13 protein-coding genes and 1 tRNA gene are annotated in these 18,974 nt (G+C 62.8%); 7 read left to right on the forward strand and 7 right to left on the reverse strand.

Annotated elements, in window-relative coordinates:
- Positions 1-166: 166 nt before the first annotated feature.
- Positions 167-2,389: a DNA helicase RecQ gene (recQ, locus tag ACI3L3_RS11645; RefSeq protein ID WP_404845299.1), complete on the reverse strand. Its 2,223-nt coding sequence runs from the start codon at positions 2,387-2,389 to the stop codon at positions 167-169.
- Positions 2,390-2,610: 221 nt separating this feature from the next.
- Here recQ and ACI3L3_RS11650 point away from each other — a divergent pair, with 221 nt between their 5' ends.
- Together ACI3L3_RS11650 and icd are read left to right on the forward strand one after the other, a co-directional pair.
- Positions 2,611-5,013 carry a GGDEF domain-containing protein gene (locus ACI3L3_RS11650; protein WP_404845300.1) on the forward strand — a complete coding sequence of 801 codons (2,403 nt, stop codon included), beginning with the start codon at positions 2,611-2,613 and terminating at the stop codon, positions 5,011-5,013.
- A 314-nt stretch (positions 5,014-5,327) separates the two neighbouring features.
- The gene (gene icd, locus ACI3L3_RS11655) at positions 5,328-6,470 is read left to right on the forward strand and encodes an NADP-dependent isocitrate dehydrogenase (RefSeq protein WP_404845301.1); all 1,143 of its coding nucleotides are present in this window, start codon (positions 5,328-5,330) and stop codon (positions 6,468-6,470) included.
- 98 nt (positions 6,471-6,568) lie between these two features.
- On the opposite strand, the gene ACI3L3_RS11660 is transcribed toward icd, so the two are convergent.
- From ACI3L3_RS11660 to ACI3L3_RS11670, 3 genes are all read right to left on the reverse strand, one after another.
- The gene (locus tag ACI3L3_RS11660) at positions 6,569-7,078 is read right to left on the reverse strand and encodes an ankyrin repeat domain-containing protein (RefSeq protein WP_404845302.1); all 510 of its coding nucleotides are present in this window, start codon (positions 7,076-7,078) and stop codon (positions 6,569-6,571) included.
- A 151-nt stretch (positions 7,079-7,229) separates the two neighbouring features.
- The gene (locus ACI3L3_RS11665) at positions 7,230-8,816 is read right to left on the reverse strand and encodes a hydantoinase B/oxoprolinase family protein (RefSeq protein WP_404845584.1); all 1,587 of its coding nucleotides are present in this window, start codon (positions 8,814-8,816) and stop codon (positions 7,230-7,232) included.
- 71 nt (positions 8,817-8,887) lie between these two features.
- Positions 8,888-10,876 (reverse strand): hydantoinase/oxoprolinase family protein, encoded by a 1,989-nt coding sequence (locus ACI3L3_RS11670; protein WP_404845303.1) that lies wholly within the window; start codon positions 10,874-10,876, stop codon positions 8,888-8,890.
- Between the two features lie 472 nt (positions 10,877-11,348).
- Here ACI3L3_RS11670 and ACI3L3_RS11675 point away from each other — a divergent pair, with 472 nt between their 5' ends.
- From ACI3L3_RS11675 to ACI3L3_RS11685, 3 genes are read left to right on the forward strand one after another with little or no spacing between them, the layout of a single operon-like run.
- Positions 11,349-12,320, forward strand: coding sequence for a TRAP transporter substrate-binding protein (locus ACI3L3_RS11675; protein WP_404845304.1), 972 nt, complete (start codon positions 11,349-11,351; stop codon positions 12,318-12,320).
- Positions 12,321-12,330: 10 nt separating this feature from the next.
- The gene (locus ACI3L3_RS11680; protein WP_404845305.1) at positions 12,331-12,810 is read left to right on the forward strand and encodes a TRAP transporter small permease subunit; all 480 of its coding nucleotides are present in this window, start codon (positions 12,331-12,333) and stop codon (positions 12,808-12,810) included.
- A complete protein-coding gene (locus tag ACI3L3_RS11685; RefSeq protein WP_404845585.1) occupies positions 12,807-14,138 on the forward strand; it encodes a TRAP transporter large permease in 1,332 nt (443 codons plus the stop codon). Before ACI3L3_RS11680 ends, ACI3L3_RS11685 begins: the two co-directional genes overlap by 4 nt.
- A gap of 81 nt (positions 14,139-14,219) precedes the next feature.
- Here ACI3L3_RS11685 and ACI3L3_RS11690 read toward each other — a convergent pair whose 3' ends face one another.
- Together ACI3L3_RS11690 and ACI3L3_RS11695 are read right to left on the reverse strand one after the other, a co-directional pair.
- Positions 14,220-15,716, reverse strand: coding sequence for a diguanylate cyclase (locus ACI3L3_RS11690; RefSeq protein ID WP_404845586.1), 1,497 nt, complete (start codon positions 15,714-15,716; stop codon positions 14,220-14,222).
- Between the two features lie 214 nt (positions 15,717-15,930).
- Positions 15,931-16,620: a DUF554 domain-containing protein gene (locus ACI3L3_RS11695; RefSeq protein ID WP_404845306.1), complete on the reverse strand. Its 690-nt coding sequence runs from the start codon at positions 16,618-16,620 to the stop codon at positions 15,931-15,933.
- A 353-nt stretch (positions 16,621-16,973) separates the two neighbouring features.
- Between ACI3L3_RS11695 and ACI3L3_RS11700 the strand changes: the two genes are divergently transcribed.
- Both ACI3L3_RS11700 and ACI3L3_RS11705 read left to right on the forward strand, forming a co-directional pair.
- A complete protein-coding gene (locus ACI3L3_RS11700; RefSeq protein ID WP_404845307.1) occupies positions 16,974-17,360 on the forward strand; it encodes a MarR family winged helix-turn-helix transcriptional regulator in 387 nt (128 codons plus the stop codon).
- Between the two features lie 100 nt (positions 17,361-17,460).
- Positions 17,461-17,547: transfer RNA gene (locus tag ACI3L3_RS11705), tRNA-Leu, on the forward strand.
- A gap of 301 nt (positions 17,548-17,848) precedes the next feature.
- On the opposite strand, the gene ACI3L3_RS11710 is transcribed toward ACI3L3_RS11705, so the two are convergent.
- Positions 17,849-18,829 carry a calcium/sodium antiporter gene (locus ACI3L3_RS11710; protein WP_404845308.1) on the reverse strand — a complete coding sequence of 327 codons (981 nt, stop codon included), beginning with the start codon at positions 18,827-18,829 and terminating at the stop codon, positions 17,849-17,851.
- Positions 18,830-18,974 lie beyond the last annotated feature (145 nt).

The following is an 18,974-nucleotide window of genomic DNA, read 5'->3' on the forward strand; positions in this document are numbered from 1 at the left end:
GAGCGGGCGGTTGGGGGACAGGGGCCGGATGGGCCAAAGGGAGCCGTACACTGTGGCACAGCGGCGGAGCGCCGGGCGTCACGTCAGGCGTCACGCAGGTCGCGGCGTGGGGCTGTGCCGAGCGCGGTGGCCGGGAGCCGAGCGCGGGAGCCGGGAGCCTCGGCCTTTAGGCCTCTGCTGCGGCGCTGTGCAGCATGGCGCGCACGCAGCGGAGCTGCTCGTAGGAGTAGGCGCCGCCAAAGGCCTCGTGCACCGGGCCGATGCCGGGGATGCCCTTCTCCTGCGCCGAGGTGATGGCCGTGGCGATTTCCGTGGCGTTGGATTCGCTGAGTCCGGCAACGTCCGTGGCGGCAAGAAGGTCATGCTCCACGGCGGTGATGAGGTGCTTCCAAATGGTGGTGGCGGCCAGACCGCGCGCCTCGGTCACGGCGTCCACGGAGCCGTGCTCCCGGAACAGGTCGATGCTCTTTTGGACTGTGGCGGTGATGGCTTCGCGCTTGGGCTTGGGCTTGGGCTGGGCGACGGGGACGTCCGGCAGGTCCGGCACATCGTCCGGGCGGCCGTTGTCCTCTTCCCACTGACCGATGGCGTCCAAAAAGGGCGCGGCGTAGGCCTTGAGCTTGGCCTGTCCCACGCCGTGCAGGACGCCCATCTCCTCCGGCGAGTGGGGGCGGAAGCGGACCATCTCAAGCAGGGTCCGGTCCGGCAGGACGGCGTAGGGCGGCACGCCCTGCTGTTTGGAAATGGACAGGCGCAACTCGCGCAGGACGTCGAAGAGGCCGCGTGCGTCGGCTGTGGCGAGGGTGTCGTGCTCGTCGGCGCGCACGGCCTTGGAGCGCGAGCGGCCAGCCCCGCGCGCGGTGACCGGGTCCTTGCGCAGGGTGACGGTACGCTCGCCGCGCAGCACTTCCCAGCTTGCGTTATTGAGCAGCAGACTGCCGTAGCCTTCCATATCCACGCGCAGCAGGCCAACGGCGGCAAGCTGGCGGTACACGGACTGCCAGCCCTTGCGGTCCAGCTCCTGCCCGCAGCCAAAGGTCTTGAGGCAGTCGTGCCCCATATTCTTGACGCGCACGGTCTCCTTGCCCATCAGCACGTCCGCAAGGTGGCCTGCGCCAAAGCGTTGCTCCGTGCGGAAAATGCAGGACAGCGCCTTCTGCGCCGCGATGGTGGCGTCCCATGTTTCCACGGGGGTGAGGCAGTTGTCGCAGTTGCCGCAGCCGCCGGAGTGCTCCTCGCCAAAGTAGCCGAGTAGGGCCGTGCGGCGGCAGGTGGCTGTTTCGCAAAAGCCGAGCATGGCGTCCAGCTTGCGGGCCTCCACGCGCTTTCTGTCCGTGCTGGCGCCGCCGGAATCCAGCATGCGGCGGAGCATAACCACATCCGCAAGGCCATAGGCCATCCACGCATCGGCGGGCAGGCCGTCGCGGCCCGCGCGGCCGGTTTCCTGATGGTAGGCCTCCAGACTCTTGGGCGGGTCCATGTGCGCCACAAAGCGGACGTTGGGCTTGTCCACACCCATGCCAAAGGCCACCGTGGCGACCATCACAAGGCCTTCCTCACGCATAAAGCGCTCCAGATGCAGGCGGCGTTCCGCCTGCGAAAGGCCCGCGTGGTAGGGCAGGGCGGCGATGCCCTGCTTGCTCAGCCAGTTGGCGGTGTCCTCCACCTTTTTGCGCGACATGCGGTAGACAATGCCCGCGTCGCCCTTGTGCCGCTGGGTGATGAAGCGCAGTAGCTGGCGCTTGGCGTTGTCTTTGGGGACGATGGTGTAGGTGATGTTTGGCCTGTCGAACCCGGCGGAAAAGACGCGTGCGCCCGTAAAATTCAGTTGATTGATGATGTCCGCGCGGGTGGGGCCGTCCGCCGTGGCGGTGAGGGCGATGCGCGGCACGCCGGGCCAGTGGTCGGCCAGTGTGCCAAGCTGGGTGTACTCCGGGCGGAAGTCGTGCCCCCACTGCGACACGCAGTGCGCCTCGTCAATGGCAAACAGGGCAATGGGCAGGCCCTTGAGCATGTTCAGAAAATGCGGCTGAAGCAGGCGCTCCGGCGCAACGTAGACGAGGTCGTACTCTCCGGCGACCATGCGGCGCTCCGCGTCGGCGGCCTCCTGCGGGGGCAGGCTGGAGTTGATATACGCGGCGCGCACGCCCATCTGGACAAGGCTTTGTACCTGATCCTGCATCAGGGCGATAAGCGGCGAGACCACAATGCCCACCCCATGGCGAACCATAGCGGGAATCTGATAGCACAGGGACTTGCCGCCGCCCGTTGGCATCAGCACAAGGGCGTCGCCCCCGTCGCATACATGTTCAATGATGGGCTGCTGGAGTCCCTGAAAGTCGCGGAATCCGAATGTGTCTCGAAGAATGTCCAAGGGTGCGGGTGCCATTATACCTCCTGACCTGCGTCGTGCCCCGGCGTGATACCTGAATCCGCCGCCGAACACAAAGGGGGAGGCAGGGGGGCGGGTCATGAAGATGTCACACAGAATTCACATCCGGGTCACCTGCGCTGCAATGAGTGGAGTATGTGTCGGACGCGAGGCGCCCACGGGAGGGAACAACCGGTGTTGTCCGGGGCGTTTGGCGTAACCATTTACGGGGAGAGACCATGCTGGAAGCCATACGTGGATTCGGGCAGGGATTGTTATTTGGGCGCGAGGATGCCGCCCGCCTTTCGCAGGATGATGCAACACATTTTGCCTTTTTGACCGGGCATGGCCGCCTGCGGCTGGAGCGTTTTTTGGGGCAGGGGAACCCTGTGGCCCTGTTTCTGCTGGAGGCCGACAACTTTGTGGTCTTCCGCGATATCTACGGCAGCCTTATTGCCGACCGCATCAACAGTGCCATGCTGGACGAGGCGCAGGCGCTGGCCGATGAGCTTTTGCGCGGGTGCCACGTGCGCTTTGTGGAGAGCATTGAACCCGGACGCGTGGTGGTGCTGTGCGGCGAGGACGAATGGGACAGGGACGCCCTTGAGGACGTGGCCCTCGCCTTTCGCCTCAAGGTGCGAAGCCGCATCAAGCAGGAGGCGTTGAACCTGACGGGGCAGTCGCTGAACGTGCAGTCGGGCTTTGGCCTGTTGGATGGCGGCGACAAGGACCTTGAGGCCAGCGTCTACCGCGCCCTGAGCGATGCGCGCCGCGTGGCCGCCGGAACGCTGGACAGCACCAAGCTGGCGCTGTTGACGGAGTTTCGTGATGTGCTGGACCGCCAGCTTATCCGCGCGGTCTACCAGCCCATCGTGAGCCTGTCGTCCGGCAATATTTTGTCGTGGGAGGCGCTGACGCGTGGCCCGTCCGGGTCCAATTTCCGTTCCCCTTCGGTGCTCTTTGACTTTGCCGAGGAGGTGGAACAGGTCTTTGCGCTGGAAAAGGCCTGCCGCGAGCGCGCCATCAGGGACGTTGGCCCCCTTGGGCAGGGGCGCAAGCTGTTTTTGAACGTGCATCCGCGCACGCTGGTGGACCCGCAGTTTTCGCCGGGGCAGACCGTCCACCTTTTGCGGGAGTATGGGCTGGAGCCTGTGGACGTGGTGCTGGAAATTACCGAGCGCCACAGCATCAAGGACTTTTCGCTCTTCCACCGGACGCTGGAGCACTACCGCAGTCAGGGCTTTCGCATTGCCGTGGACGACGTGGGCACCGGCTACTCGGGGCTGTGGTCCATCGCCCAGCTCCGGCCGGAGTATCTGAAGGTGGATATGTCCCTAGTGCGGGACGTGGACGCGGACCCGGTGCGGCGGGCGCTCCTTGAGACGCTGGTGACGTTCTCGCGCAATATTGGGTGCCAGCTTATTGCCGAGGGTGTTGAAACGGCGTCGGAGCTGAACACGCTGATGCGCCTTGGGGTGCACTATGGGCAGGGGTATTTTCTGGCGCGTCCGGCCTACCCCAAGCCCGACCTGACGCCCGAGGTGCTGGGGAACTTCTCCCGCGTGGGGCACAGGGAGGAGGCCTCGCGCCGCTCATCGCCCATTGGCTCCCTTGCGTTGACGGTGCCCACGGTGCCGCGCGGGGCAACGGTGAGCGAAATTCGGCAGATGTTTGGCGACACCTCGCAGCCGCTGAGCTCCGTTGTGGTGGTGGACGACAAGGAGCGCCCGCTTGGTCTTGTCATGAGCCATCATCTGGACCACGCCCTCAGCACGCAATACGGGCTGTCGCTGTATATGAACCGCGCGGTGGAGCTCATCATGGACCCCGCGCCCCTGTACGCCGAAAGCTCCGCGCCCATGGAAAATGTGGCGCGGGAGGCCATGCAGCGGCCCAAGGCCAACATTTTTGACCATGTGGTGGTGACGCGCGGGGAAACGCTGGTGGGCGTGGTGACGGTGCAGGCCATGCTGGACGCCCTCGCCACCGTGCAGGTGGAGATGGCAAAGGGCGCCAACCCCCTCACCGGGTTACCGGGGAATGTGGTCATTGAGGCGGAAATGGAGCGGCGCATTGCCGCGCGCGAGTCCTTTTCCATTGTGTACGCGGACCTTGATAATTTTAAGGCCTACAACGACGTGTATGGCTTCCGTAACGGCGACGACATCCTTTTGCTGTTGGCGCGTCTGTTGCGCTGGGCGGTGAATCGCCATGGCGATGGCGGGACGGATTTTGTGGGGCATGTGGGCGGCGACGACTTTGTGGTCATGTGCACCAGCGCGCGGGCGGAGCGCATTGCCAAGGCGGTGACGCGCTGCTTTGGGCGGCTGGTGCGCAAGCACTACTCCCCGCAGGACCGCGAGCGCGGCACGGTGCGCGCGCGGGGGCGCGATGGGGTGGTGGCGGAATTTCCTCTGGTGTCCGTCTCCCTCGCTATTGTGGATTGCCGGGGAGAGGGCGAGATGGGCGCGTTGTCGCGCCACGCGGCGGAGATGAAGCACTACGCCAAAACCCTGCCCGGCAATGTGTGGGTGCGCGACCGCAGACGTATCACCGCGCGCGAGGGGGAGGCGGATGCGAAAAGTGCCAGTGCGCCGGGATGTTGCCAGCTTGAGACCTGTGCAGAGGACGCCCCGAAATAAGCGCCATGGCGCTGGAGGGGGGCAGGGGGCGAGGTGGGCGCTGCACGGGATGCGGCGTGAGGGAAGGAATTTCGGCGTTTGGCTGCGCTTTGGCGCTGTCTTTCATGGACAAGGCGACGTGATTTTTCTATCGTTCCCGTTTCGGTGGATGCGCCGGTACTCCAATGCGGAGCCGGCTACAGGCCGCCGTGATGCGCCGTGTGAGATACAGCGTGAATGGCGCTGGCGTATCGCAATGCTCCGCCGCGTGTGCTGCATGGGGCATGGCGCGTCCGTGGGAAGGGACAACGCAACATTTCATGAGAGAGATTCGCATGCAGAAGACCGTGTACTATATCGAGGGCGACGGCATCGGTCCCGAAGTGTGGGCCGCAGGCCGCCCCGTATTGGACGCCGCAGTGCAGAAGGCCTACGGCGGCGAGCGCCGCATTGAGTGGGTGGAACTGCTGGCGGGTGAAAAGGCCCACCGCGAAACGGGCGAATATCTGCCGGGGGCCACCATGCAGGCGCTTCGCGGCGCGCAGCTTGCCATGAAAGGCCCGCTCACCACTCCGGTGGGGCAAGGCTTTCGCAGCCTGAACGTCACCCTGCGCCAGACGCTGGACCTGTACGCCTGCATCCGCCCCATCCGCCACTTCAAGGGCGTGGAGTCGCCTGTAAAGCACCCGGACGCCGTGGATATGGTCGTCTTCCGTGAGAATACCGAGGACGTGTACGCGGGTATTGAATACGCCGCAGGCTCGCCCGAGGCGCGCCGACTGCTGGAATTTCTGCGCGACGAACTCGGCGCCAATGTGGACGCCGCCGCAGGTGTGGGCGTGAAGCCCATCACGGAGCACTGCTCCAAGCGGCTGGTGCGCAAGGCCATCACCCACGCGCTGGATACCGGGCGCTCCAGCGTCACCCTTGTGCACAAGGGCAATATTATGAAGTACACCGAGGGCGCGTTCCGTGGCTGGGGCTACGAGGTCGCGGCCGAGGAATTCGCCGGACGCGTGGTCACCGAGGATTCCGGCCAGAGCGCGGATGTGGTGATTAACGACCGCATTGCCGATGCCATGTTCCAGAACGCGCTGATGTACCCGGAGCAGTACGATGTGCTGGCCACCACCAACCTGAACGGCGACTACCTCTCCGACGCCCTTGCGGCGCAGGTTGGCGGGCTGGGGCTTGCCCCAGGCGTGAACATGGGCGACACCCTCGCCTTTTTTGAGCCGACCCACGGCACCGCGCCCACCATCGCGGGCAAGGACAAGGCCAACCCCGGCAGCCTCATTCTCTCCGGCGCCATGATGCTGGAGCACGCCGGAATGCCCGAAGCCGCGGCCCTTATCCATGCATCCATGGACAAGGTTGTGTCCTCGGGCCGTGTGACAGTGGACCTTGCCTCCCAGATTCCCGGAGCCACCACCATCGGGTGCGCGGCCTTCGGGCACCTGCTGGGCGAGCATCTGTAGAGTTTTCTCCTCCCCGGTTTTCCGGGGCAGGGACAACGCGTAAAAAAACGGCGCGGCCAATGTGGCCGCGCCGTTTTGTCGTTTGTGCGGTGCCAGCGTCAGCTGGGGCTGACTGCGTGGCGGTTTCGGTGGGGGAACAGGCCAATAAGCCGCGCGCCAATGCGCCGGGACCGGCCCGGACGGGGCGGCGTATCGTCCGGCGTGGACGTGGCAGTCAGCGCTTCCTGCTCGCGCAGGTAGTCGCAAATATCCATATGGCCGTAAAATTCGGCAATCTGGATGGCCGTGTGCCCGTCAAAATCCGTCTGGCCGATGTCCGCGCCGTGCTCCACAAGCTGGCGGACCACGGCAAGGTGCCCCTCCATGCTGGCGGTGACGAGGACCGGCTCGTCAAACTCATTGCGGATGGACGGGTCCGCGCCATGCTCCAGCAGAACCCGGACAACTTCGTCATTGCCCTCATAGGCGGCGATGCACAGGGGCTGTTCGCCGTCCTCGTCCGGGGCGTTGACATTGGCCCCTGCGGCAATGGCGTCTTCCGCCGCGTCCGGGGCGTTGTCCAGTATGGCCTGCATCAGCCGTCTGGCGCCTGCGTATTCGTCGTGCATGGGACCCTCCTCTGGGATGCCCCGCCGCTTGTGGAAATCAAAACAGGGGGAATCCTCCATGCTCCGGTTATACACCGAAGGGTCCGCGCTTACAACCGCGAGTATGCCACAAATCTGTGACAATACTGTCAAAGTCAGGCGCTTCGGGAGGTTATGGCGTGCCGAAACCGCCGCCGCCCGGGGTCTCTATGCGAACGCGCTGGCCCGCCTTGAGGGCGGCGTGGAATTTTCCGGGGCAGTCGCGCGTGGTGCCGTCCGGGTCGATGATGCTGTTGCGGCCCGGCGTGCCGGGTGCGCCGCCGTCCAGACCATAGGGCGCGGTGGCGCGGCGCTCGGACAGGACGGTTATTTCGCAGTCCGACAGCAGTTCAATGTCGCGGATAAGGCCGCTGCCGCCGGTGGTTTTGCCCGCGCCGCCCGTGCCGCGCCGTACGGCGTATTCGCGCACGCGGAAGGGGTAGGCGTATTCAAGGGCCTCCACCGGGGTGTTGAGGGTGTTGGTCATGTGCGAGTGCACGGCGCTTTCGCCGTCGCGCAGGCGGGTGGCACCGGTGCCGCCCGCGAGGGTTTCGTAGTAGGCGAAGGGCGTACCCGTCCGCGCGTCAATGCCGCCGATGGCGGTGTTGTTCATGGTGCCCTGACTGGCGGCGGGAATGTCCGGCGCGCCCTCGCCGCGCGCCTGCGCCAACGCGCCAAGGATGACGTCCACAACGCGCTGCGAGGTTTCAACATTGCCGCCAGCCACGGCGGCGGGGGGCAGGGCGTCGAGGATGGAGCCGGGGCGCGTCACCACGCTGATGGGCCGCATGCAGCCCGCGTTGGTGGGTATATCGCGCCGCACCAGACAGCGGAACACGTACAGCACGCCGGAAACCGTGATGGCACGCACGGCGTTGACACTGCCCGCCACTTGGTCGGCGCTGCCGGTAAAGTCCAGCCGCGCGGTGTCGCCCTCGATGGTGACGGCGACGCTGATGCGCATGGCGTGGGCGTCCACGCCGTCGTCGTCCATCACGTCCTCAAAGGCGTATTCGCCGTCGGGGATGCTGGCGATGGTGGCGCGCATAACGCGCTCCGAGTAATCGTTGAGGGCTTCGGCGTAGAAGCGGACCTTCTCAAGGCCGTACTTGTCCATCAGCTCGCCAAGGCGGCGGGTGCCCGTGATGTTGGCCATAATCTGCGCGGAGAAATCGCCCTCGCGCTCGGCGGGGGTGCGCACGTTGTTGAGGATGAGGCGCATTAGGCTGGTGTCTATCTCGCCACCGCGCACAATGCGCACGGGCGGGATGATGATGCCTTCCTGATGGATGGAGGTGGACAGGGGCATAGAGCCGGAGGCCATGCCGCCAACGTCGGCGTGGTGGGCGCGGTTGGCCACATAGAATACGGGCGCGTCCTGCTCCGGGGCAAACACCGGGGCCACGATGGTGATGTCCGGCAGGTGGGTGCCGCCCTTGAAGGGATCATTCACCATCACCATGTCGCCGGGGGCAAGGTTGCCGTGCTCGATGGCGGCCTTGACGGACATGGGCATGGACCCAAGGTGCACGGGAATATGCGCGGCCTGCGCAATCATGTCGCCCGCAGCGTCGAACACGGCGCAGGAGAGGTCGCGCCGCTCCTTGATGTTGGGCGAAAAGGCCGTGCGGGTGAGGGTGACGCCCATCTCCTCAGCGATGGACGAGAACCGGTTCTTGAACACTTCCAGCAGGATGGGGTTTACGGTGGGCTGGTTCATGGGGGCCTCATGTGCGGGGCGGACGCTGTGTGGTCCGGTGGTGTGCGTCTGGCGCGTGGTGGTGGTCTGCATCAGCGTGCCTCAATGTCCATGATGATGTTGCCGAAGGCGTCAACCCGCGCCGTGGCGAAGGGGGGCACCGTCACGGTGGAGCTGTATTCAATGAGAATGGCCGGGCCGGGAACGACGTTGCCGGGCAACAGCTCCCCGCGCGCAATAATGCGGGTTTCGCGGATTTCGCCGTCAAAGACCACGGGCTGTACGCCTTTTATGGCGGCGTCTGGCACCTGCTCCGTCAGCGTCTGCGCCGGGGTGAGCTCCGGCTTGGCGGCGCGGCCTCTGGCGCGCAGGCGGATGTTGACGATTTCCACGGGGCGGCCGGGGTTGCGGTAGCCGTAGCTGCGCTCGTGCAGGGCCTCAAAGGCGTCCACAACGTCGCCCTCCATGGGCACCATGATTTCAAAGGACTGTCCGGCGTAGCGCATATCAAGAAAGCGCTCGAACGCGATGGCGTCGTCGGCAAATCCCTCGCCGCGCAGTTCCGACAGGCCTTGCTCCTCCAGCGGGGCAAAGCTGCGGCGCAGGTCGTCTGTGGTGACGTCCTGCGCGGTCTGCATGACGGTTTGACTGTAGTCCTTGATGACGTCGGCCATAAGCATGCCCACGGCGGAGAGGATGCCCGCGTTCACGGGGACGAACACACGGGGCATGTTCAGCAGGCGCGCAAGGAAGGCGCAGTGCATGCCGCCCGCGCCGCCAAAGGAGAACAGCGTAAACTCGCGCGGGTCAAAGCCGCGCTCCACGGAGATGACGCGGATGGCGCGCTCCATGTTGGCATTGGCGACGTCGAGAATGCCCTCGGCAAGTTCCTGCGGGCTGAGGCCTGCCTCCTGCGCCATGGTCTCCATGGCGGTGCTCAGGCGCTCCGTCTCAAGGCGCATTTCGCCGCCGAGAAAGTGGTCCGGAACAAGGCGGCCAAGGTAGAGGTTGGCGTCCGTCACCGTTATGCGCGTCCCTTTGCCGTAGCAGATGGGACCGGGGTCCGCGCCAGCGCTTTCGGGACCGACAGCAAGGCTGCCGCCTTCGTCCAGCGAGGCAATGGAGCCGCCGCCCGCGCCCACGGTGTGGATGTCGATCATGGGCACCTTGACCGGGTAGCCGGAGATGGCGGACTCCATGGTCAGGGGCAGGTCGGCGTCCAGCAGGGCCACGTCCGACGAGGTGCCGCCCATATCAAATGTAATAAGCTGGTCGTAGCCAGCGGCTTTGCCGATGCTCATGGCGCCCACCGCGCCGCCCGCGGGGCCGGAGAGGATGGTGCGGACGGATTCGCTCATGGCGGTATCCACGGAGATGGATCCGCCGTTGGACTGCATGACGCGCAGGGGATTGTTGCCCACGGCGGTTTTCAGGTCCGTGAGGTAGGCGCTCATCTTGGGCGAGACGTAGGCGTTGACCACCGTGGTGGATGTGCGCTCGAACTCGCGGAATTCCGACAGGATTTCATGCGAGGCCGACACCGGGATGTTCAGTTCGGCCAGCATGTCGCGCATGGCGCGCTCGTGCGAGGGCTCCAGAAAGGAAAAGAGAAAGCACAGGGCCACGCTTTCGGCCCCGGTTTTACGGATGGCCTCCACGGCGGCGCGGGCCGAAGCCTCGTCAAAGGGGGCGACTTCCTCGCCGTCCTGCCCAATGCGGCCGCCCACGCCAAAGCGCAGGTCCGCCGGGACGATATGCGGCTGGCGTCTGTAGCCAAGGTCGTAGAGGTCCGCGCGGTTTTGGCGGCCGATTTCCACAACGTCCGTAAAGCCCTCGGTACTAATGAGGGCGGTTTTGACGCCCTTGCGCTCAAGGATGGCGTTGGTGGCCACAGTTGAGCCGTGAACAATGTTCATGGAGGCGGGGGGGATATCGCCGCCGCATATATGCCGGATACCTTCAATGACGGCCTTGGACGGGTTGTCCGGTGTGGACAGGCGCTTGTGGACGCCCCAATTGTCCCCGTCCCTGTAGATAAAATCCGTGAAGGTGCCGCCAGTATCGACGCCGAGAATGAGCATGAGTCCTCCAATTTTCCAACTTTGGCAAAGTGGCGACCAAAACGCCGCGTTATGCCGTCCTGCCCTGTGAGCAAAATGTATTCCATGCGGGCATCAGCGGAAAAATGCCGTTTTTTTGGTGGAATATAGGGCTTTCGCGCAGAATTTGTAAAATTTCGAATGCCTGTTGACTATTGGATGAAAAACACAATAATGTCAAAGCGAAAGCTGCAATTGGCAATATTGTGAAATTTTGGCTGATCGGTGGCGGCGGGTGGAACGTGTGGAAAACCGCATGGTTTCTTGCCCCGGAGCAAAGTGGAGTGGGCTGGTGCAACATGGCATGCACATTGCTCAGTCAGGAGTGTGGCCGAGGTCTCTCGGTCGACGTATCGCAACACTCCCTTTGACCGGGTTTCAGGGGGCCAACGCGTCTCCCCACGCTTCGCGCCCCCTGTCCGGTCCCCCTCACAGTCACCTCAAGGAGGCCCACATGCTCAAGCGAATTCTGCTTGTCCTTTGTCTGCTGCTCATCGCGGCCCCCGCCAGCGCCGCCACGGTGCGCATGAACTGCAACGCTATCTATGGTCCCAATAATTTCCATACGAAGGGTGCGGTCAGCTTTGCCGAAAAGGCGAAAAAGTACACGGACGCAACGGTCGTAATCGAGGTGCACCCCGGCGGAAGCCTTGGCTTCAAGGGGCCGGAACTGCTCAAGGCCGTCAAGGACGGCACCTTGCCCATGTCCGACATCCTCATGGGTGTTGTGGCGGGCAGTGACGAGGTCTTTGGCCTGTCCACCATCCCGCTGATTGTGGACTCCTACGACGAAGCCATGCGCTACTACGAGGCCTGCCGCCCCCAGTACGAAAAGGCCTGCCGCAAGTGGAATCAGAAGCTTCTTTACGCCGCCCCGTGGCCCCGCAGCGGCCTGTACACCAAAGGCCCCTTTGAAAAGCTGGCCGACATTGAAGGCCTGAAAATCCGCACCTACGACAAAAACGGCGCGGACTTCCTCAAGCGCGCCGATGCCAGCCCGCAGTCCCTGCCGTGGGGCGAGGTGTATTCCGCGCTGTCCACCGGCCTTATCGACTCCGTGCTTACGTCGTCCGTGTCCGGCGTGGACGGCAAGTTCTGGGAAGTGCTGAACCACTTCACCAAGGTGAACTACGCCTATCCGCTTAATATGCTCACTATCAATATGGACTACTGGAACGCGCTGGACGCGGGCCAGCAGAAGGCCCTGATGCGCGCCGCGAAGGAAGTGCAGAAGGAACAGTGGGCTGCCTCGCGCAAGGCCGTTGAAGACTCGCTGAAGATTCTGGCTGAGAACGGCATCGTCATCACCGAGATGACGCCCGAAGTGGCCGCAGGTCTCAAAGCCGTTGCCGACGACATGCTGAAGGAATTTAAAAAAGACGCCCGCAGCGGTTCGCTGAAGGCGTTGGCCGCCTACGGCAAGTAAGAAGGACGCTATGTCTCGATTGATTGCCGCGCTGGAGCGCCTCTCCGTGGGAGGGGCGCTTCTGTCCGCAGTATTTATGGGCCTGACGGTCCTGCTTATTGTGGTGGAGATTCTGCTCCGCGCCACCAGCGGAGCGTCCACCTTTGTCGCCAGCGAGTACAGTGGGTATTTTCTGGTGGCCATTGTGGTCTTTGGGCTGGGCTTCACCCTGAAGGAGGAAGCCCATATCCGCATCACTTTGCTGCATTCGCGCCTTTCCGCGCGGTGGCGCAAGGTGGTGGATGTGGTGGTGGCCCTGACCTCCATGGCCCTGACCATGTATATCCTCGTCTACTCCGTTCAGCTCGTTTACGAGACGTATTCCCTTGAAATGACGGCAGACACCATTTCCGAGACGCCGCTGTGGATTCCGCAGTGCGCCATTCCCTTGGGGTTGGCGGTCTTTTTGCTGCAATTTGTGGCGTTTATCGCCGGGAGGGTGCGAAAATAATTTCCGATCCGCTTCTTCTGGCCGTGGCCGTTATGGCCGTGATGATGATTCTGCTCCTGTCCAGTAAATGGATTGGGTTTTCGCTGTTCGCCTCGGGTGTCGCGGGAATGCTGCTCTTTGAGGTGCATCTGCCGCCCACCATTTCCATATGGGACAAAATAGGCGACCTGCTCGCCAACTCCGTGTGGAATTCCCTGAACTCGTGGGCGCTGACGGCGCTGCCCCTGTTCATCCTGATGGGTGAGATTCTTTACAGAACGGCCATCTCCACGCGCCTGCTCAATGGCCTTGTTCCGTGGCTGTCCGGGGTGCCCGGACGTTTGTATCATATCAATGTGGTGGCGTGTTCGCTGTTTGCGGCCGTATCTGGCTCCAGCGCGGCAACCACCGCCACCGTCGGAAAGATCACTCTCAGCGAACTCACGCGCCGGGGCTACCGCAAAAGCCTCGCCATCGGCTCCCTTGCCGGGGCCGGGACGCTGGGGTTCCTCATTCCGCCAAGCCTCATCATGATCATCTACGGCGTGCTGTCGGATACATCCATCGGCAAGCTGTTCATTGCCGGGGTCATTCCCGGTGTGGTGCTGGCGACCATGTATTCCGTCTACATTGTGGCGCGTGCCAAGATGGACCCGGATGCCATCCCCGGTGAGGATGAAACCTACACATGGGCGGACCGCTTCGCGGCCCTGCGCGACCTTGTTCCGGTGTTTGGCCTCATTGTGCTGGTGCTTGGCGGCATCTATGTGGGGCTGACCACGCCCACCGAGGCTGCGGCCATCGGTGTGGTGGGCGCGCTGGGGCTTGCGCTGTATTTCCGTAACCTCACGTGGGCGAATTTGCAGCAGGCTCTGCTGTCCGCCGTAAAGACCAGCGGCATGATTTGCTTCATCATCGCTGGCGCGGCGTTTTTGTCGCAGGTGGTGGGCTTTGTGGGCATTGCCCGCGCCATCAGCACCAGCATTGCGGACCTGAATCTGTCCCCGTACACGTTGATATTGGTGCTGGGCCTGATGTATCTGTTCCTCGGCATGATTTTGGACGGCATTTCCATTGTGGTCATGACGCTGCCCATCGTGCTGCCCATTGTGCAGAGCGCCGGGTTCGAGGCGCTGTGGTTCGGCATCTTTGTAGTGTTTATGGTGGAGCTGTCGCAGATTACGCCGCCGGTGGGCTTTTCCATCTTCGTCATTCAGCACATCGCCAAGGAGGACGTGAGAACAATCCTCAAGGCGACGTTCCCGTTCTTCTGCATCATGGTCATTATGGTGATATTGGTGACGGTGTTCCCGGACATTGTCTTCTTCCTGCCGCGGCATATGATGTAGCCGTCTGGCCGGAGTGTGCCCAAAACGAAGCCCCCGTGTCCGTTTGTGATGCGGGGGCTTTTTGGTGGGTGTGTGGCGGGGTTAGTCCGCGGTGGCGATGGTGTTGCCGCCACGCTTTTTGGCGCTGAGCATGGCCGCGTGAGTGCGGTCCAGCAGGGCCTGGGCTGTGGAGTCTTCATCGGCAAGCTCTGCAACGCCTATGCTTATGGTGGCGCCAAGTTCCACCCCCGCGCATTTGAACGCTGTGGTCTCCGTGCGCTCGCGGTGCTGCTCCGCCGAGGCGTACGCGCCGTCAAGGGGTGTGCCGGGGAGCAGGATGCCGAATTCGTTGCCGCTGAGGCGGGCAACGGTGTCGGTCTTGCGGCTGTTGCGGGCGATGGAAGAGGCTAGTTGCTTGAGCAGCGCGTCACCCGTGCCATGCCCGTGCTGGGTGTTGACCTTCGAGAAGTCGTCAATGTCAAAAATGATGCACGACAGCGGCGTCCCGTAGCGCACGGCGCGGTTGTATTCGCGCTGGGCAAAGTCCATGAATGTTGGGCGGTTGTAGACGTGGGTGAGTTGGTCTTTGGTGCTCATGTCCGACAGCGACCCCGCGCACCGGGCAAAGACGGCGGCGCTACGTACGTGCCAGACGCACGAGGTCAGCACAAGGAGCGCCGCGCAGATGCCGAGGATGATGTAGGGCGTGAGCGAGGTGTACAGCGGGGCGTCCACGCTGGAAGTGGGCTGGACGGCAAAGGCGACCAGCGGCGCATCGCGCAGTTCAGTGACGGCCACGAACCGATCGTTGCCGTCCAGCGGCGATTCCACAACAAAGGGCGATTCCGGGATTCTGTGGTGGGCGGTGATGTTTTGGTGCTCCAGCAGCATGCTGGTGCTGGCCTGGGTCTCGGGCAGGGAAAAGACGGTTTTGCCGTCCTGCCCCAGTATGCCAATGCTTTGGCCGTCCGGGATGGCCATGTCGGCAAAGGTGTCCTCCAGCGCCTTGATGGAGACGATGGCGACGATGATGTTTTCAATATTGCCGCCCGGGGCGCGCATGGCGATGCTGGTTCCGATGAAGCGGCGGCCGCTGACGCGGGACTTCAGCGGGGTGCCGACAAAAAGACCCTTGTGCCCGTGGGTCAGGTGCGCGGAGGCGTAGTCGCGGTCTTGCACGTAGGGCGGGGAGCCGGTTTGCGTCCAGTGGGTGATGTGTCCGCGTTTGTCGAGCACCATCATATCCAGCAGGTAGGGCAGGTTCTCCTTGCGCCGTTTGAGGAGCGAGATGATTTCCTGCCGGGTGGCGTTGCCGTCATTCTCCAGCGCGCTGATGGTGTCGCGTACGCCGATAAGAACCTGCCGCGTGCTGAGAAAGGCTCTGTTCGTCTCAATGGCGACAACGTGGGAGCGGTGGGCAAGGCGGGCGAGGGTGGAGTCGATAAGGTGCTGTTTTTCAGCGTTGGCCGCGTAGGCAAGGATGAGGGCGAGGAGCACAAAGATGGCGGCGGAGAGGAGGAGCGCACACACAACGGCGCGCTGCGACGTTTCAGGCGCATGCGGCTGTGCGGCAGGAGCATCGTGTGGGACTTTTTCCATCACGTCTTCGTCCACCGTGCAAGGAGTTGACCGGTATGTCAGAGACCCTCAGTTGTCCTTGTATTGTATGGATGGACAGGGAAACTGTAAACCTTCGCCCTCGCGGGAGCGCGTACAGGTGCTAACCTGCTCCATTTCTTCACGAAAGGGTGCGTTGGCGGGAGTCGCGGCGTCCTCCTTGGGCGTTTGGGGTGGCGCGCGCAATGAGCGGGCGCTATCCGCCGAAGAGGACGGTCAGTATCACCACAAGGACCAGCGACGGAAGAAGGTTTGAGAGGCGGATGCGCTTGATGTCCAGCACGGTGAGGCCGATGCCAAGGATGAGAATGCCGCCGGTGGCCGTCAATTGGGTGATGATGGGGTCCGAGAACCAGCCCTGAAGCGCGCTGGCAAGCAGGGTCAGCCCGTACTGAAAGATGAACAGCGGAATCACCGAGAACAGGACGCCAACGCCAAAGGTGGCGGCAAGAACGATGGCGGCAAATCCGTCGAGCATGGATTTGGTCAGCAGTAGGGTGGGGTCGCCGCGCAGGCCCTCGTCAAATGCGCCGATAATGGTCATGGACCCGACGCAAAACAGTAAAAATGCGGTGATGAGGCCGTCAATGAACAGGTCGTTCTTGGAGCCGACGCGTTTTTTGATTGCTCCGCCGAAGTTTTCAAAGAGGGTTTCCAACTTGCACAGCTCGCCAATGATGCCGCCAATGACAAGGCTGAAGATAATGGGGAGCGGATTGGTCATCTTGAGCGCCATACTCATGCCAAGGACCAACGTGAAGAGTCCAAGACCCTGAAAGACGATGCTCCGGATATTCTCCGGCATGCGGGTGCTGATTATGAGGCCGGCTGTGCCGCCTGCAAGAACTGCTGCAACGTTGATGAGGGTGCCTGTTGGAATAATCATGGGGCCATGTTGTAGTGGAAAATAAGAGAGGATACAAGAAGGAACTCGGCGCGCCGCAGTGTTTTGTGCCGAAGACTGCGGCGCGTTGCCTCTGGGCTGCGCATGTTGACCATTCTTGCACGCAGCGGCAGGGAATCGCTGCTTTTGATGGGGGGCGTAGGCGCGGGGCGCGGCAGGAAGGCGGTAAGGATTAGGGGGGGGCGACGCGGCAGGAGGCGCGCGGCGTGGCGCGCATGACGAATTGGCTTGACGAAAAAGCAAGGGCTTCATAGTGAACCCCGGGGGGTGCAAGCCCTTGCGTAGGACCACGTTCCCGAAATGGCGGTATAATCCTTTGCGCCGGAAGGCCTCTGATGAATGCAAACAACCTGATAAACCTGCAAAAAATACTCGCCGCGGTGGAGGAACTCCGCCGTGAGGCCGGTGAAACCATGCCCTCGCACCAGATGGCCGCGTTTTTGTACATTGCGGCGTCTGGCGGGTGCTCCATGGCCGCGCTTGCGGAATTCCTTGGCATGGCGCAGTCCACGGCCTCGCGCACGGTAACCACCCTCGGCCCGCGCCACGCAACCATCAAGGAGCGCCCGGGCTACGACCTCATCACCGCAGAAGAGGACCCCCGCGAACGCCGCCGCAAAAACCTGCGCCTGACCACGAAGGGCAAGGCGTTGGCAACGCGCTTGTCAAAAATTATAGGTGATGACAAAAAGATACAAGGTGATGGCGCGATTAACGCTTGACCACGCGCCGCGCATCATATAAATGCCAGTCCCAGCCGCTGAGGACACTCTCCCAGACGGCACTTTTCCCCATACCTTGGCCCACGCCAAGGACCAATATGGCCGGGTGGTGAAATTGGTAGACACGCCGGACTCAAAATCCGGTTCCAGCGATGGAGTAAGGGTTCGAATCCCTTCCCGGCTACCACAAGTATATCAAGGGTTTACGACGATTTGAGCAATCGACGTGAACCCTTTTCTTTTGCCCAAATTCATTCCAGTCCCATAAGAGTCCCACATCTGTCCCCCAACTGTCCCCCATTTTTGAGGCAATGGGGGCCTTCCATTGTCTTTGGTCCATCGCCCGCCAGTTTGTATTCTCGAAGAGTGCTGCTGTGAGATGAGAGATTTTTTGTACGAAAAGGAAGGAGAGAGAGGGCGGGGTTGTGGAGCGGCCCTGTGGCGAGCGTTGTGGGCCACAGGGCCGTTTTGTTATGCGCCTAGGGCCCCTAGGTGGTTGTGGCGACCACGGAGCGGATGAGCCATGCGGTGTAGGCTGCGTAGACGAGGACGAGGGTTGTTCCTTCAATGCGGTTGATTCTGCCGGGGCGGTTCCAGAAGCCGTAGCCGAGGATGAACAGGGACGCGGTGAGGCCGCCCATAAGGAGCATGTCTCGGGTGAGCGTCTCCGGCGCCACGGCAAAGGGGTGGATGGATCCGGCGATGCCGACCACGGCCAGCGTGTTAAAGAGGTTGGAGCCGATGACGTTGCCGAGGGCGATGTCGTGTTCGCCTTTTCGCGCAGCGATAACCGACGACGCCAGCTCCGGCAGTGAGGTGCCGATAGCGACGATGGTCAGGCCGATGACCATGTCGCTGACGCCGAAGACGCGCGCGATATCAACAGCGCCCCAGACAAGCAGGCGTGAGCTGGCGATGAGCAGTACAAGGCCGCAGACAAGCCAAAAAACCGCGCGTGCGAGGGGCATATGTTTTTCATGGCCCTGCGCGGCGATTTCGTCGCCGAGGGCGTCTGGCTTGCGCCTCATCCCTTGGACAATGGTCCACGTCATCAGCAGGGCGAAGACGGCAAGCAGAATGGCGGCGTCTTGCCGCGAGATGGAGAAGTCTAGAATCAGCGCGGCGCTGAGCAAGGTGACGGCCAGAAGGAGAGGCAGCTCTTTACGCAGCACCGTAGACTGCACCCGGATGGGGTGAATGAGCGCCGTAACGCCCAGAATCAGCGCGATGTTGGCGATATTTGAGCCATAGGCGTTGCCGAGGGCAATGCCCGGACTGCCTTGAACCGCCGCGAGGGCGGAGACCACCATCTCTGGCGCTGACGTACCAAATCCGACGATAATCATACCAATGAGCAGCGGTGGCATGCCGAAATGGCGTGCAGTTGCAGCTGCACCTTCCACAAAGCGGTCCGCACTCCAAACAAGCAGTGCAAGGCCGCAGACCAAAGCGAAAAGTGCCAGTTCCATTCGATGTTCCTTATCGATGTGTTGCATGTGAGGCGGTGTGACTGATGGCTTTGTAGCGGCAATGGCCGGTACGGGCGTGCGGCGTCAGCCTTGGGTGAAGGCGTGTTGTGGGCGCACCATGTATGCACGGTGGCCGGGCCACCAT

The organism is Desulfobaculum sp. SPO524 (assembly GCF_044987625.1).
Taxonomy (GTDB): Bacteria; Desulfobacterota; Desulfovibrionia; order Desulfovibrionales; family Desulfovibrionaceae; genus Desulfobaculum.

Bases quoted from the DNA above. Each gene is read 5' to 3' on its own strand.
- recQ (WP_404845299.1), bottom strand. From the start codon at position 2,389: ATGGCACCCGCACCCTTGGACATTCTTCGAGACACATTCGGATTCCGC.
- ACI3L3_RS11650 (WP_404845300.1), top strand. From the start codon at position 2,611: ATGCTGGAAGCCATACGTGGATTCGGGCAGGGATTGTTATTTGGGCGC.
- icd (WP_404845301.1), top strand. From the start codon at position 5,328: ATGCAGAAGACCGTGTACTATATCGAGGGCGACGGCATCGGTCCCGAA.
- ACI3L3_RS11660 (WP_404845302.1), bottom strand. From the start codon at position 7,078: ATGCACGACGAATACGCAGGCGCCAGACGGCTGATGCAGGCCATACTG.
- ACI3L3_RS11665 (WP_404845584.1), bottom strand. From the start codon at position 8,816: ATGAACCAGCCCACCGTAAACCCCATCCTGCTGGAAGTGTTCAAGAAC.
- ACI3L3_RS11670 (WP_404845303.1), bottom strand. From the start codon at position 10,876: ATGCTCATTCTCGGCGTCGATACTGGCGGCACCTTCACGGATTTTATC.
- ACI3L3_RS11675 (WP_404845304.1), top strand. From the start codon at position 11,349: ATGCTCAAGCGAATTCTGCTTGTCCTTTGTCTGCTGCTCATCGCGGCC.
- ACI3L3_RS11680 (WP_404845305.1), top strand. From the start codon at position 12,331: ATGTCTCGATTGATTGCCGCGCTGGAGCGCCTCTCCGTGGGAGGGGCG.
- ACI3L3_RS11690 (WP_404845586.1), bottom strand. From the start codon at position 15,716: ATGGAAAAAGTCCCACACGATGCTCCTGCCGCACAGCCGCATGCGCCT.
- ACI3L3_RS11695 (WP_404845306.1), bottom strand. From the start codon at position 16,620: ATGATTATTCCAACAGGCACCCTCATCAACGTTGCAGCAGTTCTTGCA.
- ACI3L3_RS11700 (WP_404845307.1), top strand. From the start codon at position 16,974: ATGAATGCAAACAACCTGATAAACCTGCAAAAAATACTCGCCGCGGTG.
- ACI3L3_RS11710 (WP_404845308.1), bottom strand. From the start codon at position 18,829: ATGGAACTGGCACTTTTCGCTTTGGTCTGCGGCCTTGCACTGCTTGTT.